The sequence below is a fragment of the Myxacorys chilensis genome (assembly GCF_059505265.1).
Genome location: NZ_JCACKG010000086.1, coordinates 1 through 15,150 on the forward strand (window position 1 = coordinate 1; position 15,150 = coordinate 15,150).

General features: G+C 50.5%; 17 protein-coding genes. 7 read left to right on the plus strand and 10 right to left on the minus strand.

Annotated elements, in window-relative coordinates; translation table 11 throughout:
- Positions 1–56 precede the first annotated feature (56 nt).
- The 7 genes from AC5JLB_RS05365 to AC5JLB_RS05395 form a co-directional block, all read right to left on the minus strand.
- Entirely contained in the window at positions 57–386 is a 330-nt protein-coding gene (locus tag AC5JLB_RS05365; protein ID WP_495872816.1) for a hypothetical protein, read from the minus strand.
- A 226-nt stretch (positions 387–612) separates the two neighbouring features.
- Entirely contained in the window at positions 613–1,980 is a 1,368-nt protein-coding gene (locus tag AC5JLB_RS05370) for a hypothetical protein (protein WP_495872817.1), read from the minus strand.
- Positions 1,977–2,450, minus strand: a complete 474-nt coding sequence (locus AC5JLB_RS05375; RefSeq protein ID WP_495872818.1) for a hypothetical protein — start codon at positions 2,448–2,450, stop codon at positions 1,977–1,979. The genes AC5JLB_RS05370 and AC5JLB_RS05375 overlap by 4 nt, the downstream gene beginning before the upstream one ends.
- A gap of 11 nt (positions 2,451–2,461) precedes the next feature.
- Positions 2,462–3,121, minus strand: a complete 660-nt coding sequence (locus AC5JLB_RS05380; RefSeq protein WP_495872819.1) for a hypothetical protein — start codon at positions 3,119–3,121, stop codon at positions 2,462–2,464.
- A 124-nt stretch (positions 3,122–3,245) separates the two neighbouring features.
- Positions 3,246–3,536: a hypothetical protein gene (locus AC5JLB_RS05385; RefSeq protein ID WP_495872820.1), complete on the minus strand. Its 291-nt coding sequence runs from the start codon at positions 3,534–3,536 to the stop codon at positions 3,246–3,248.
- Positions 3,537–3,573: 37 nt separating this feature from the next.
- Positions 3,574–3,768, minus strand: coding sequence for a hypothetical protein (locus AC5JLB_RS05390; RefSeq protein WP_495872821.1), 195 nt, complete (start codon positions 3,766–3,768; stop codon positions 3,574–3,576).
- Positions 3,769–4,079: 311 nt separating this feature from the next.
- Positions 4,080–4,289 carry a hypothetical protein gene (locus AC5JLB_RS05395; RefSeq protein ID WP_495872822.1) on the minus strand — a complete coding sequence of 70 codons (210 nt, stop codon included), beginning with the start codon at positions 4,287–4,289 and terminating at the stop codon, positions 4,080–4,082.
- Between the two features lie 584 nt (positions 4,290–4,873).
- On the opposite strand from AC5JLB_RS05395, the gene AC5JLB_RS05400 reads away from it, so the two are divergent.
- Positions 4,874–5,149 carry a helix-turn-helix domain-containing protein gene (locus tag AC5JLB_RS05400; RefSeq protein ID WP_495872823.1) on the plus strand — a complete coding sequence of 92 codons (276 nt, stop codon included), beginning with the start codon at positions 4,874–4,876 and terminating at the stop codon, positions 5,147–5,149.
- Between the two features lie 73 nt (positions 5,150–5,222).
- A complete protein-coding gene (locus tag AC5JLB_RS05405; RefSeq protein ID WP_495872824.1) occupies positions 5,223–5,816 on the plus strand; it encodes a Uma2 family endonuclease in 594 nt (197 codons plus the stop codon).
- Positions 5,817–6,567: 751 nt separating this feature from the next.
- On the opposite strand, the gene AC5JLB_RS05410 is transcribed toward AC5JLB_RS05405, so the two are convergent.
- Positions 6,568–6,936, minus strand: coding sequence for a DUF732 domain-containing protein (locus AC5JLB_RS05410; protein WP_495872825.1), 369 nt, complete (start codon positions 6,934–6,936; stop codon positions 6,568–6,570).
- A gap of 322 nt (positions 6,937–7,258) precedes the next feature.
- On the opposite strand from AC5JLB_RS05410, the gene AC5JLB_RS05415 reads away from it, so the two are divergent.
- Complete coding sequence (locus tag AC5JLB_RS05415; RefSeq protein WP_495872826.1) at positions 7,259–7,606, plus strand: hypothetical protein; 348 nt, start codon at positions 7,259–7,261, stop codon at positions 7,604–7,606.
- Between the two features lie 510 nt (positions 7,607–8,116).
- Here AC5JLB_RS05415 and AC5JLB_RS05420 read toward each other — a convergent pair.
- Positions 8,117–8,527 carry a hypothetical protein gene (locus AC5JLB_RS05420; RefSeq protein WP_495872827.1) on the minus strand — a complete coding sequence of 137 codons (411 nt, stop codon included), beginning with the start codon at positions 8,525–8,527 and terminating at the stop codon, positions 8,117–8,119.
- A gap of 712 nt (positions 8,528–9,239) precedes the next feature.
- Here AC5JLB_RS05420 and AC5JLB_RS05425 point away from each other — a divergent pair.
- The 4 genes from AC5JLB_RS05425 (at position 9,240) to AC5JLB_RS05440 (ending at position 13,705) form a co-directional block, all read left to right on the plus strand.
- Positions 9,240–9,431, plus strand: coding sequence for a hypothetical protein (locus AC5JLB_RS05425; protein WP_495872828.1), 192 nt, complete (start codon positions 9,240–9,242; stop codon positions 9,429–9,431).
- Positions 9,432–9,534: 103 nt separating this feature from the next.
- On the plus strand, positions 9,535–9,828 hold the full coding sequence (locus AC5JLB_RS05430; protein ID WP_495872829.1) for a hypothetical protein: 294 nt from the start codon (positions 9,535–9,537) through the stop codon (positions 9,826–9,828).
- Between the two features lie 1,398 nt (positions 9,829–11,226).
- Entirely contained in the window at positions 11,227–13,344 is a 2,118-nt protein-coding gene (locus tag AC5JLB_RS05435) for a hypothetical protein (RefSeq protein WP_495872830.1), read from the plus strand.
- 28 nt (positions 13,345–13,372) lie between these two features.
- Positions 13,373–13,705 carry a hypothetical protein gene (locus tag AC5JLB_RS05440; protein WP_495872831.1) on the plus strand — a complete coding sequence of 111 codons (333 nt, stop codon included), beginning with the start codon at positions 13,373–13,375 and terminating at the stop codon, positions 13,703–13,705.
- Between the two features lie 278 nt (positions 13,706–13,983).
- Here AC5JLB_RS05440 and AC5JLB_RS05445 read toward each other — a convergent pair whose 3' ends face one another.
- Positions 13,984–14,775, minus strand: coding sequence for a hypothetical protein (locus AC5JLB_RS05445; protein ID WP_495872832.1), 792 nt, complete (start codon positions 14,773–14,775; stop codon positions 13,984–13,986).
- Positions 14,776–15,150: the final 375 nt, after the last annotated feature.

A 15,150-nucleotide genomic window follows, 5' to 3' on the forward strand; every position in this document is an offset into this window, starting at 1 on the left:
GAAGAGATTTTATTTGCTTTGCTTCCCCTGCCGCTTCTAACTAGCAACTTAAGTTCCTATACGATTAGTGGTCTGGTGAGCTTCTTGGCTAGGAAGTTTTCGATCAGTTGGGTGCAGTCCTCGCGTGAGCCGCCTGCAAACTTGACGAACTCTAGAGCTACCTCATCGCCATGCTGGACGCATAGATTGACAAAGCTTTTTCGTGAGGCAAAGGGGCGAATCCGCTTGTAGCAGGCGAGAACGTAAAGCCGCCACACCCCTTCCTTGTCAATCGGCACACTTTCGGGCAGCCCGATCGCGGTGCAATCTCGGCTGATGATAGAGGGGTTAATGCCTCCAAGCATCTCCGCAATTTCTCGACGGGTAAAGGTTACAGGTTCTACCATGACTGGCGACGGCAAGTGAGGTAGAGGATCTCTAGGGGGTCTTCTCATGCAAGGCGTGTTAGGCATGTCAACTTTTAAAGCGTGCGATGAACGTGCGATGAACATGCCAGCAATGTCAGCACGTCGGGCGGCAAAGTAGCATGAATTTTGAAAGGGGGAGATTCCCCGAACTGAGACTGGATAAGAATTACAAGAATTTGGACACGAGAAACTAGCACGCGCGTGCTTACATCACCGCTTTGAACGACTTCAAATCGGGCAGAAGCTGAAGCTTAGAGCCAATGGTTGAGAAAATGATCGGGGTTTTCGCTTCCATCGATCGCGCCTTCAGTCGTTCTAATTGCTCAATGAGTGAGTCACTATCCACGGGCACAAGATAGCGATTCTTCATTAGATTGCGAATCATATTAAAATCGCCGCGCTGCCTTCCCTGCTCATCAATCCAGCTATAGCCCTGACACAGAATGTTGAGGTTGCTACGGATGTTAGAGTCTTCTGTGATTCCTAGTGATGCGACGTTATAAGATTGCGTGTCCACAAGTAAGCAAACATTCATCTCTCTGCCTACCGTCACTAGGGTTGAGAGTTTTTTAGAGTAGTTGGTTTTAAACCATTTCTCTTCGCGGCATGTGTCATAGATGGAGTGCCAGTCCGAGAGAATCAGTCTCACGGGTTGAGTCTTAAATGATTCCCTTGCAGACTCGGGAGAGCGGCGGCGGGCGTCGAAGATGTTGTAAACCTCATCGATCGCTGCGAGTGCCAGCAATGGGTCAAGCGGATCGAAGAGTGCCGTTCTACCGCGTTCCCGCAAACCACAGAAAGAATCGTTCTTCTGAGCAATTACCCATGCTTCGAGGTTGGGAAATTTGGCAAACATCCGGTTAAGAATGTATGCCTCAGAAACACTCTTTCCGGTTCCGGTAGCGCTCGCGAACACAGTCGAAATATCCGAAACGACGATCTCATCGAGAGTCTGACAGATGCCAGGTTGCTCGATGGGCGGTTGTGCCACAGGCGGCGGCGCAGGTTGTGCAGGTTGAACGGGTGCAGGCAATGGCCCAGGCATTGCAACCGGAGTGACGGGCGGCGATGGCTGCTCAACTACTGGTGCAGGTTGAACGGGTGCAGATTGAGAAACGGGCGGCCTGTCATCTGGCTCCTCTTCGTCCTCGTCTAGGTCCATCTCCATCTCGTCGGGATCGACTCCCAGATATTCGGCATAGTAGCGACGCGCATCATCTTCGGCAATCACTTCGTCAACTTGCAGTTTCGCGCCTGCGTGAAGCTGCAATTTCTGCACTTTCGCTTGGGCAATCGTCTCATTCTGCATGTAGGCGATGTTCTCCTCTTGCAGTCTGAACCGCTCTGCAATTCCTTCCTTCTTTTCAACGACTTGAGAAGCTTTAATCGTGAAGGCAAACGCACTCGCGCCGATCGCAGCAGAGAAGAGAGAAGACAACAACATGCCGCCGCTTTTTTGCCCAGAGGTTAGTGAACTGGTCGCGCAGAGGATGCCCAACACGCCAACCGCAATCCCTAGACCAATATGCGTTCTATTTAGCTCGCCTTCATTGGGCATGTGCTGCACCGTCATTTTGATGACCTCCGTAACAACAAGCTTGCACCCACTGCCACGAGTAGCGCGACGGCGGGAATCGTAGCCTGTAAGCCAACCTTCTGATTAGATGGATTTGCCATCGTGCCGTAGATGGCATCCCACGAGCCGCCAACAATACCGAAGAGGACAATTACGCCAATCATCACCGCTAGAATGCGCTCCGAAGTGCGACGGGATAAGCAGGTATACACGATGCAACCCACGATCGCCAATCCCACGATGAGCAGGTATCCGGGCATGACACCGGGGATGAGCCGCGCGAAAAGGGTTGCACCCAAGCCGATCGAGAACAGCAGACCAACCCGAGAGATGCCGCGAACGATATCGTGAAAGGTGAGCGGTTTGGGTGCTTCCTCAACTTCCCAATCGCCACCGGGAACGAGAAAAGAGTTACCCTGTTTCAGGCGGCGCGGGTCATAGATAAAGCCTTCGTCATTGTCGAACATGGCTTCAGTCCTCAGTTAAATAGCGCTGTTACAGCGTTACCCCTACGGGGCTGAACGGTCCTGCCGTTGATGTAGTCGGTGAACTCGCGCCGCTCCTCTGATCGCAACTTCGCCTCTTCTGGTTGCTCCTTAATCCGGTTGATATCGTCGTTGACCTTTTGGCGGCTCACCGTGCGATCGACTCGCATTTGAGCAACGGCTTTCTTCCGCATTGCTGCGAGTTCTAATTTGAATTTGTTCTTGCCTGACGTGAGATCCAGCTTGCCTTTACGTCTAGCGAGTTGGATTCCATGCTGAGTATCTTGGGCAAGCTTGCTCAAGGTTTGGTGATGTCTCTCAACCGTGATTTCCAGTTGAGAAACCATCTTTTCGATTTCTTCTTTACGTTTGAGGGAGGCTTCGATCGCTTCCTTGCGCAGCTTCTCAATCTCTACCGTGCATTTGGTAATGACTTTGATGCTCTCGAAAAGAGATTTCGCTATATCGACTTGAATTTTCATCTCGTTCGCGTAGTTGCGAAGCTCATGCGCGTCTTGGGGGTTGGCTCTACCTAGCTTGGTAAGGTCAAAGCCGAACTGAGTAGATAACCCTTGAAGTAGGGTAGGGGTACTACCTTCGACGCCAACGCGGAATTGAGGAGTTCTGCCGTTTGAGGAGTTTGTGTTGGTCATGCGACACCCGTGCAATAGCGTTCTAGGTCGTGCCTGAACATGCGAATGATTTAACAATAAAAAACCGCCCTACACTTTGGACGGCTTCAAGAGACTATTTCTTATAAGGTTTATAAGAATTGGTTCAGAGATCCTTCATCACCTCGCGAATATCACTAAACATGGTGGGTTCGTTTTTGAGCCAATGCGCGATCGCAAGTCTCATTTTGTGGGCATCAGTAGGGGCTCGGTGGGTGGACCCTTCAGCGAACCAGTTGTTCACAGTGGCAATTCGGCATCCAGCAATTTTTGCCAGTTGTTCGCGGGTAATGTCTGGATAAAGACGGAGAAAGTCATCAAGCTGCATGGTCATTCGGTCAAGAGAGTCTGCGATCGCTCTCCAATCTTGCCACTCAGGTGAGGGTTTGACGTTCAAGTTGCCTCCTGATGAAACAAAATTTCGCGTAGATAAATCACGCTGCAATCTCGGCAAATCGTTTCTGATCGAGCAGGTCTTGGGCGTTTTCGGCTAGAAGTGGGTGATTCAGAACCAGGAGTCTGACCATTTCGGCAGCAATTTCTTCAGCTTCCGCTTGCGTGCAAGGATTACCCTCAGAATCGCGAACCTGCTCAATCTTGAGAATGAGGAGGCGAGAGATTTCTTCCATAGGTTGTCTCCAGCAAGGTTTGTTGACAGGGAACACACGAACTGGCGCGGAAAAATTAGCAGTCGCTCACAGCTTTCGACCAAATACGATCGGCTTCAGAGCGAGGCATTCCGTTCTTCAGGTTGGTTTGACGCGTCTGTGCCGTATCGTCTAAGCATTGCTGAGAGGGCTCGGCGTGGGCAGCGGGAACGAAAGCGGTGAAAGCAGCAGTAACGAAAGCGATGACGTAGCATGAGTTAATTCTCTTGTAGGGTGAGTGGGTAGCTGTCAGGGTTGAGCCGAGGGCAGCTACCCGTTTGAATTTTTAGAAATCAAAACGGAATAATTTTGTTCACTAAGTCGGCGGACGCTCTAACGATCCACTGGTAGCCGTCGTGAGCCAGAACGATTTCGCCAACTCGGAAGCGTTTTCTGGCGTCTTCCCAGTACTCCAGTTCAGCAAGAGCGCGAACGAGTAAGGGAGATGAGTGAACGGCGTGATAATCGAGGGCGGGGAGTTCCGCCCGGAATGAATTTTGCATGTCCAGGCGTCCTCGTTAGGCCGATAGAGCGAGTTTCAGGGTTTGACGCTTGGACTCTAAATTTTGCTCGTAGAGCCAGAGTGCTGCCTCTTCGTAGTTCAGATACGTCTGATGGTCGTGATGAAGGGTGCGATCGATGTAGTTGATGATCCAGCCACCACGAGCAACGCTGAATTCGATTTGTCCTAGGAAGGATTTTTTGCCCTGCCGACGCTCAATGCGAAGGTCGTAGGTTCGAGGGCCTGATCGCTCAAAGATGATGACGATCGAGGTGTCCCCTGCTTCTGGATAAATCCAGTTTTGGCGGGAGTTGGGTAGACGGGGTTCAACGGGTCGAGTCGTTTGTTCTATAATGGTTTCAAACCTAATTTGTGGTTAATTCCCGCCATTGCTTGAAGTTGTCCAGGCCCAGAGCAAGGCGGGTTTTGATTTTTTTGGCTTACATTTTGCCGCGTAGAAGTTAACTTGTTAACCGCTACGATTGATAATGTAATCGCTAAATCGGGCGATTTCAACTGCTACGATTAAAATTTTCCGTGATACGATTAACCTGTTAATCGCAAAAGTTACGGAGGATAATTGTGGTGTCTATTTTGAACGCATCACAAATGACCATTAGATGGCGATTGGCGGCAGTTATGGCTGATCGAGAGATCGACTATAAGCAACTTGCAGAAATGACGGGATTTAATAAAGTGACCGTCTCTAGGCACAAAAATCTGCGAGAAATGCCTGATCGCCTAGAAAAAGAGACGCTAAACGCTTACTGCAAAGCACTTCAATGTGAACCAGGAGAGCTATTGCGCTATCAGCCCGACGAGGAGCCTGCAAGTGAAGCGCCTGTCGCGATCGCAAGCTAACGTAAGCTGATCCACCAGCCGCGTTGATTCTCGAATAGATCCCGCCTTACGGCTTGCAAGTTAGGAGGTTTCGATGACTCAAACCACCCTTATCCGCCACACCCCTGACCAGCGCATCGTTCTCTCTGGGCGATCGTGGGAGCAATTCAAGCTCATTCAAACGGGCTTTGAAGATGCCCGTGGCGTCAGGCTGTTCTACTACGACCACACGATCGAGATTCTTATGCCCGGACGCGATCACGAAGTATTCAAAGGCATGATTGGCTTCTTGATTGAATTCTTCTGTTCAGAGAAGCAGATTGAGTTTGAATCCACAGGGTCAATGACCCAAGAGCGTGAAGGCGTCACCTCTGCCGAAGCGGACGAATCCTACTGCTTTGGCAGCTCGAAACCGACTCCAGATCTCTCGATTGAAGTCACCTTTACCAGTGGCAACACGGGCAAGCTGGGTCGCTACCAAGCCTTAGAAGTCCCCGAAGTGTGGTTCTGGGAAGATGGTTTGTTTAGCCTCTATCGCTTGCGTCCATCAGGCTATGAGCGAATCGACCGGAGCGAAATTCCTGAACTAGCAGACCTCGATATCGAGTTGCTGACGCGGTGCGTGCTGATGGCTCAAACCTCAAGGCTGGCGGCGACTTCAGAGTTTCGTCAAGCAATATCCAGTTAACTAACGTCTCGGTTAAGTTCCCGCTCAACAGACCCCACGTTGAGCTAAATTCTTTCGCTTAAACACAAAAATCGCCCCTCATACACAGAGAAGCGATATCTAACGTTTGAAATTATCTATGGCTATCTACCTAAACGCGCGCTCGTCGCGCCGGCCATACAAAGCGAACTGTCCCTACAGAATCAAATTTCATAAAAACAAAAAACTGCCCCTCGGTGACGAGAAGCAACTTTGCCCTATTCAGGAATTATTTATGTCTCTTTCGACGCCTCAACAATCATTGCCAGGGCAAGAACCACGAGTATTGCCACGATCGGCCAGTTCTCCCAACGCGAGGGATCGAAATAGGGATGGCTCATGCAGGTCTCCTCCATTCACCGCCAGCAGGTGCACTCGATCCACCAGCGCAACGGAGCCAAGCTTCGCCCCCAGTGTCTACCGCAACCTTAATCGTTTGTGGATCTACTCGTAACGACCATAAGGTCACTGCTGGAGTCTCGCACTCTGACTTTAGAGGTGCGACGAAGTAATTTATGACTCTTTCGACGCCAGAACGAGCGCATAGGCAAACAGCATCAGAATCATGACTACGATCGCCCAATTCTCCCAGCGGGCGGGATCAAAGTAGGTTTCGTTCATCAACGACACATCTCCAATGCAAAGACCCCAGCAAAATGATGTCCTTCGACAGCAGTTAGCGAGGCAACGATTGGCTTTGCCAAGCTCCTCCAGATCGCGGTCAAGGCAGCCATTATTCTGCTTGCTCCGGGCAGTAGTGAGGAACGGCCAGTCCATTCGTAATGCCTAGAACTTGCACCGTTGCTTCGTAAACCTCCCCATCCTGATCGACGACTGCCTCAACTTGGGCCTCGATAATTTCATCCATGGTCAACCCACTTCTGAGCCCCACACAGACGCTTTTTGCTGTGCTAATGAGGTCTTCTGGATTCGTTGCCTGCACCTGAACTATGGCTCTAATCCGCCCCGATTGAACCTGCCGTGCTTGCTGCTGATAGGCCGTCACAAACGCCTGATCAACCCGAGTCAAAGGCCGGGCAAATGTAGCAGCCGGAGCTAACAGAACCGAGAGGAGCGCGGAGACGGCAAACAATCTTTTCATGGTTTAACCCGGAAATCTGATTTCAACTTGCCCCGCCGATCGATCTCGATTTCACTCATAAAGTCTGGGTAAAGAAAATCGCCGTTTCAGGTCGGAGTTCCGCGATTCCACGATCCGTGACCCTGGAGGACACGAATGATGTATTTCGACACCAGTTAGCGATCGCACGCGAGCAGCCGAAAACGTCTGTTCGCAACTCAATAGGAGGCGGGAAACCGGGGTTGTGGCAGACCTAAGCCCAGCGTGAAGGCTAGACCGTAGCGTAAACGCACCTCCCCTAGGCCCATTTTTTGCTTCAAACAAAACCGCGCTCCTTTGGAGCTTGGCAACGCCAATCCTGTGGAGCTTAGCAGAGCTAATCGCACTATCACCAGATACGATCGCTAGTTTATTCCTGCAAATTTTCAGTTCAATCATGCATCACTCAGACCCCCAAGACGTGCCCAACCGAGTTGCACCCCTCAAGCTGAGCCGAGCAGACCACGAGAAGCAGCACTGTCACTGCGGCGAATGCTTTGATCCAAATCTCGAAGACTTTCCGCGAACGTTTCGCTGCACCTCCTGCTCTCAGGAAGTGCCTTGGTGTCGAGGCATGGATGATAACTATGCAGAACTGTGCGATCAGTGCGCCATCAATGTTATGAGTTTGGAGGGGCTGCTCGATTCATAAGACGTACGAACTGCCTGAGCCCGGCAGTTCACGAGCATCTTTGCCAGCGAGCACGGTACGACCCATGGCCCCTCAGGTAGGAGCGACCGGAATGGGGGCTCAGCACCCAATACCCTGGAGACTTCAGCGCCAAAAGGAGAGATCCGGACTGGAGGTCTAGCGAATTGCCACTCTCCGGGTCGGGTCGTCAAAAATTTTTGCGACAGATGGACAGGCCCGAAGGACAGGATGAAAGATGAAAATAAAAATTTTCAACAGCACCCAAACACCGTATCCCCATCCTCATGAGGATTGGTGGTGTGACAGAATGCGACGGGTTGTGTCGAGGGCAATATTTTGAAAGTCGAGGGCAATATTTTGAACTGGGTTGATTCCTCTCCCTGCTCCACGAGGGCAGGGAGAGGAATGACGCCATCTAACCGTGACGGAGAGAGACAATAGAGCGCGCCGACTCAGCTTTGGTCATCCGAACCTGAATGAACGGCACGAGTTGAGTGAGGGCTTGTCACGTCAGGTGTAGCGCTGCTGTCCTGCGGTTTGCCCTCCTTCTGGCAATTTTTCAGCTAGGGAGTGCATCAAAACCAGGCTGTTGGAGTAATATGTCGGCGCTTCATGCACCTGAAGCAGAAGTGGTCGTTGACCGCCTCGTTGCGTCCTTAGGCTGACTGGACTTCCAGCCCCAAGTTGCTCACCGCGTGCAAGACGTTGCAAGACGGGCGGTAACTCCGAGTCTGCATCGCTCGTCCATGCTCCTAGGGCGTCGCTTGAAGAGCGCAAAAACGCTGCCGATGCCGATGCTGAGGGCGCGACACCACCTCTACCTTGTCCAGCCGCTGTCGCAGATCGTCCCACAACCGATGGCGAGAGCAGTCCATTTTTCTGACCCAGTGCTGGCCAGACGACTTGATTCATTCCGTTCATGGGCTCATTACGACAGGAGTGTGAAACGCCTCATTTTGACCAGAAACTTTCACTTTATTTCAGGAAATTTCACCTTTTTTTTACTCTATTTTGCGCTATGGATCGCGCAACACTAAGCCAGGAGAGGCTTTGGGTAAATTAACGAAGGAGGAGAGGGGTGAAATTCGACCACTTTGCTTGCACCACTATATCTGGAGAATTCTGATAGTAAGATACGGCATTATCAAAGTTAGCAAGTTCAATATTAGGTTGATAGTTTGAAGTCTAAAAGGTCTGAGAAGAACTTATAAAAACGATCGCGTGAAAGATCAGAGCAACGCGATCGTCGGGCTTGGATGATATCTCGTAAAGGAGAAAATCCTAAACCAAGAAATTGATCTAAAAGCCCAATAGAATGCAAGCAATTTTAGCCATTCTGAAAGAGCTGTGGCAGAATGCTTAATAGAGCAAAACGCTATATATAGTGAGGGCCATGGAAAGCGAAATTAGCCTACCGGCGAGAGTCCAAATCAATCTCTACGGGAGGCGGCACGAGCGAGACCTCCTGAAACGAATTGCGGCTGATCGCGGTACGAGCGCCAGTGCTTTGGTGATGAGTTGGGTGCGGTCGCTTGAGAGCTCGCTCGAGCCGCAGGTGGAGCCCCCAATCCTGGGGCGAGGCTAATCTCGCCTCGCTCAACGACCGTGACAAAAATCAGGAGGGAAATGACCGATGAGGCAGCAACGCGCCCAACAGGGCGAACCTGTACAAAAGCATGGACTGAGTTCTGGCTCCCACCGCTTGGCCTCGCTCGTCACCTGTATAGGCGTGCAGGAGGTCACCCTCGCGACTCAGGCAAGCGTCGAATGGCTTGATCGGCTCTGTCCGGAGCCGCCACAGCAAAATCCCCCGAACGCAGGTTAGAGCCTGCAATCAGGGGATCTCGATTGTTACTCCGAAATAGCGAAGTTTCTGAGGCTGGCGCTATTTCTATTCACTTTCACCCGTTGTGAACGGGCTTCTAGCTATGAAGAAATTAAAGCGTAAAGACGAAAGTGTCAATCCGTCGACACACCCAAATTATAACAGAGATGAGAACAGTTCTCAACCAGGAGTGCTGGTAGCTCCAAAGTCGGATTTGACGGTGGCGCGGGTTCCTGAAAGTTTGGCCCTCGCAGGTGATCGCTGCCGCATCAAGTGTGCCTCGTGGTGTGTCGGTACCCCGGTGACGAGAGATGGGGTATGCAGAGCGATCGAACGAATCGGCAACAGGCACAATCATGGGTCGCTCTATATCGCGATCGAAGGGGGTGCAGCATGATCAACTCTGCACTCTCTAAGCTAATCCCCACGCGCCAATCAAACCCGTGTCCTATCTGCGGCGGTATTAGCGGCAAGTGTCGCACCCAGGCCAATACCCCGCTCGTGCTCTGCATGACGCTCACGCAGCCTTCAGACACCCCTTTCGGCTATCGCTACATCAAACCTAGCAAAGACAAGCAATGGGCGATTTGGGACCTGACGACGATGCAAAGTTTGATCGCCCTGTCTGGAAACAGGGCATCGAGTTAACTGAGCGAATCAAGCAGATTGAATGTGCCAACCTGATGTCGCTTGATGAGCGAGACCGCCTTTATCGTGATTGGCTGACTCAAGCCTCGCTTCATGAACGAGATCGCGCTGATTTACGCCGGAGAGGACTGATCGACGCGGAAATTAACGAACTTCCCGTCATCTCAGCTGACGTCGGTTATGCCGTCGTTTTCAAGGGGCTAGACGGTAAATTCGTCGGTGCTCAGTGGCGATTAACTGAGGGAAGCGACGGTGGGCGGTATCGCTGGCATAACCTAAAGCGCGGTAAACAGTTTCCTGGTACTAATGAAATGCCGATCGCGGTGTATGGTACCGAGAATCCGAGCGCGCTTGCCTTAGTTGAGGGAACAGGCATCAAGCCCATGTTGGCGGCACGGCGGTTTGGAGTGATTGCGGTTGGTGCGGCTGGTGGCAATCATGTATCGTCGTTGGTTCAGCTAGAAGCCGTCCTCAAGATATTCCCGAACCTACCCGTTCGCGTTGCTGTGGACGCGGGTGATTTAATCAATCCACATGTAATGAGACGCCACAGGCGGACGGCTGAAACGCTGCAAGGCTTGGGAAGAGAAGCCAAATTCCTATGGTGGGACCAGTTTACAAAAGATGATTGTGACGTTGATGAAATTGACGCCACATTATTTAACTCAGCTCGACTGCTGACGATTGCAGAACTTGAAGCGTTGGTACCAAATCACACGATTCAATCCGAAACGCAGAATCAGCAGCGTGAATCGTCAGAGCGTGACCGGCGGATTCAGAAACGTCGAATGCAATTTAACCAATACTGGGAAGGCGGACTCAAGCACGATTTCCAACTCTCTCCAATCGTTGCAGGCGTTACTACCCAAGTCGAATATGAGGGATTCTTCCCAACGCTCGATCTAAACCCTGCTGCCACGATTTTGATTCAAGGTTGGCTTGGCGCGGGCAAAACCGAATCGATGTTAGCCTCTACGATTTCTATCAAGGAGAAGCGGGCGATCGTCGCAAGCACACCCGCTAACGGGCTGAATCGCCAGTTTGCAGAGCGAGCAAAGCGCAAAGGCTTTGACGCGATGCACTATCAAGATGATGTGAGCTTGCACCGTCGGATGTTGGAGTGCGATCAGCCAGGGCTCTACCTAGCGTGTCCCGACAGCTTCAAGCCGTATGCCGTGCGCGATATTGCCTGGAGCACGAAGTCCTGGTCATCGATGAGTTCTCAGGCATTCGTAAAGCGATCGTCAACAAATCAGAGCAAGAGCATTTCTTTGATGCGATCGCCAAGTGCAAGCAGTTAATTGTTGCGGATGCTTTCTTAAGCGATGCCGATATTGCACTGATTCGTAAGTTGAGAACTGGTCCAATGGCGCTCTACCGCCAGAAATTGCAGAAGTCGCTCGTCAAAATTAACTGGATCGAAACCCGCACCAAACAAGGCGAAATCAGCTTCAATCACAACGGAGCGTATTTTGATTTACTGCAATCCTGGGTAAGCTCTGGTTTTAGTCGCATTGCCATCGCAGTTGACTCGATCAAGTACGCCAAAGCCATCCAACAGTTTCTCGAAGGCTGTACCTTCATGAACGGACGGAAGCCGCGCGTATGGTTGGCGTGTTCAGAGACCGTAGAAGAAAATAGCATCTTCATGCTGTCACCCGATCAAACGATCGAGCAGAACCAAATTGATATTGTCATTTACAGCCCAACCGCTAAAAGTGGACTAGATATTCAGTCAGGATTCGATTGCGGCTTGCTGATCTGCTGTGGGGTTCTACCTCCGACCGAAATGCTCCAGATGCTCGGGCGGTGCCGCCAATGTCGTGAGTGGTGGGTATCCGCTCCGCGACAATCCAGCAATCCCGGCTGTATTACGCCGTCTCTGAACGGTCAGCGCGTTCAGCAGTGGGCAGACCAAGTCAGTCAAACATTTGATGAGTTCGGCTTCAATGCACCGAGCCATTTACAAGGATGGGGAGTTTGGGAAGCGCTCACCAAGGATATCGAGAAAGCTTTTGGCTCCGAATATATCCACTCGTTATTGATGGAGTACTTCGAGTCGGTTGAAACGATCGAGGTTTCGAGCGACTCGGTTGTGCGGTGGCGCAAAGAGATTGATCAAATCGTACGCCAAGACGCAGAAAATACGCTAAAGGCCGATCTGGAGAAGGGACTGCAGTTGATTGAGGATCAGAAGCAGCCTGCCAATAATGCTCAAGTTTGGGATGTCAAGCTGGCTCAATTTTGGCTGAAATATCCGAAGCTAGCCAAAAAGAGCGCGTTCGCATTTCAAACAGCCGATCAAGAGACACAATGTTTAGCAAAGCAGCGCGAATTGGCGGGCGGTGAACAGGCGATCTCCAACCGATTTTCACAGCAATGCCGAGAGATCGATCGGCTGAAGTTAGAACTTGAGCTGACCGAGGAAACGATCGACGTACAAAGACGAATTCGCGCTGAGGAGCAATCGGAGGAGGCAGAACTAATGATCCGCAACTTGCGGATTAAGCAACAGGAGTTGAGGACCCAAATCGAGCAGCTCGAAAACACCGCGTTCGATCAAAACCTTAATTTAAAGCTGATTTGGGCCAATGAGCAGCGAGAAGGCGCGATTGATCTATACCGAACCATGACTTCTCACAGGGTTGAGAAGATCAAGAACTGGGTGACAGCAATCGATCAAGACCCAGAAAACGATCGCGATTTGATTCGATACCTACGAGAACGGCACGTCAACTACAGCTCAGGCGCGTTCAAGACAGTGCAAAATCTTACGCTGTTTCGTGCGCTGCATCTTTCCCGGCTGGCAAAATATAGGGGCGGCAAAGTTGCGGCGGAATCAGCCGACACCACTCATTTCAACGCCCGATCTCCAATCATTATTCAGCTTTATGCTGAGTTCGACGCAAATCCCACTTTGCGTAAGCTGTTCCCGATGATCGCCACGATCGAAAAGTTTTGGCAACAAATCCGTTCTTGTTTAGGTGCGCTCGGGTATCAGTCCCAAGGCAACAAGATTCGCGTCAAAACCGAGGAATTGCATCCAAACGGCAAAGACCGCAACGGCAAGCAGCGATTTACCGATTCAAAACCCGTGCACTTTATTGCCTGGCTAGTGATGGAGTGCTCTGGCTCTGCTTTCTTCCAAGAGAATTTTGAATTAATTATTGAGTCGATTCGGGATCGACTCGCGGCCGAACGATTAGAGCGTCAGCAATGGCGCGCATCCCACACAGCACCACCACCAACAGCAGAAGCGGCTTAAAGCCTAATACAGCACTGGTAACAAACAAATGAACAACGATTCAGAAAAATTACTCGCTGAAGTGCTATTGACTGTAAAGTCGATGATGTCAGAACTTTGCGCACTCCGGGCGCGGATCGAAGGACATCCTGGCATTAGTGAAGGGTGGATGAGGTCGGCTGAGGCTGGAATTGCACTCAAATCCGAAGGCGTCCTCGGCGATCGACATTTGCGGAAGCTGCTCAAGGAAGGCGTTTTTAGCGTAAATCGCGGCGAAATCCGTAATGTCAGCAAAGGCGATCGACCAACCTGGGAATACAACATTCCTGCTTGCAGAAAAGCGTTACAGCGCCATTTCAAAAAGATTCAGGCAGTTTTTTGAGTACCACGCGGTCGTAAACTTCTCGATTGGTTTGGTAACTTAACCATCGGTGATACTTCTTGGTGTGAACCTCCACAGAATGTCCCATAAACGCAGCAGCAGTGCTGAGCGGTAATCGTTCTACGACAGACGCTCTGATCGCGTAACTGTGCCTTAAATCATACGGATGACAGGGCATTCCGTACCGATAGAATGCCCGGTTTACAACCTGCCCATACTTGCGAAAGTCATCTTTGGGGGAAACTTTTGGACATTTGACATTGGTTAGATCCCATAACTCAACCCACTCCGGGCGAATTGCCTGTGTGATCCCCAGTCTTACCTTTTAGGACTTCCAGCGTCATCGGATCATTTTCCACGAAACGACAGAAAAATATTTCATGATCGCGCAATCCAAACGTTGAAAGCATTCCATAGACCCATTTCCAGGATTCGTTCGGGATACGATCGCGCCATTCTAGAATCTGCTGATCGGTGGGAATGGTTCGAGGCTCTAAAGACTGGCTACCATATTTTCCTTTATAGGATTTTAAATCAATTCCAAGCCCTGCATAATCTGCAAGGTGTTGTAGCCGCGTTACGGTCAATTCTCGAATCCTAGAGTCCTCTTTGGTGCTTTTGATGACTGCCAAAATCAACACCTCAGTCAATGGCTCGTGTGGCGGCAACTTATCCAGGGTATAGCGCCATGTGTTCGCCCATGTGATGTCTGAGCAGCGGTGCGATCTCTGATAGTGTTCCTTAAATTCTGTAATCAATTGTGCAATCGGCTTCTCATCAATTGGGACGGCTCGATCGCGCTCCCAATGCTGCCAGTCAAAAGTTCCATTTTGTACCTGTCGCGCTAGTTCATGGCATTTTGCCTCAACAAGTTTGATGCCATCTCGATTGGCGGAAATTCCCAAACTCAACGGATAGCGCTTTCGTCCTAACCCGTCTCCTGGCTTCTTGGGTAACGTGACCCGAATCACAAGCTTGTTCCCATTACGAAACACTGAGGTTGACACACATGCCGCCTTTAGACGCTGATTTAGAGCCGCGATCTCGCTATCTGCATCAAACTTAGACATAGCCAAAAAATAGCCAAAATATTGATGAATTTAGAACATTCTAAGCTATTTCAGAACATTTGTATGCACTAGGCATAGAGCCATACTGCCACAAACAGCAGTATATACAGCACATTTAGCAAAATTCAATTGCCTGCCTTACAAGCAGGATGTCGCGGGTTCGAGTCCCTCACTGCCCATCGTTGGTGTACGTTCGCACATTAAATGTCGCAGTTCGTACATCAGTGCCGTTTTAGACATATTTAATTGAAATTTGCAAGTTTCGCAAATTAATGTCGTTATTTGGCTTGGTTTATCCCACTCGCAAATTAGTGTCGCTATTAATCCAAGTTGCGGGTTAAGTTGAGAGAACAGAAGAAAACAACCGCAAGCCAC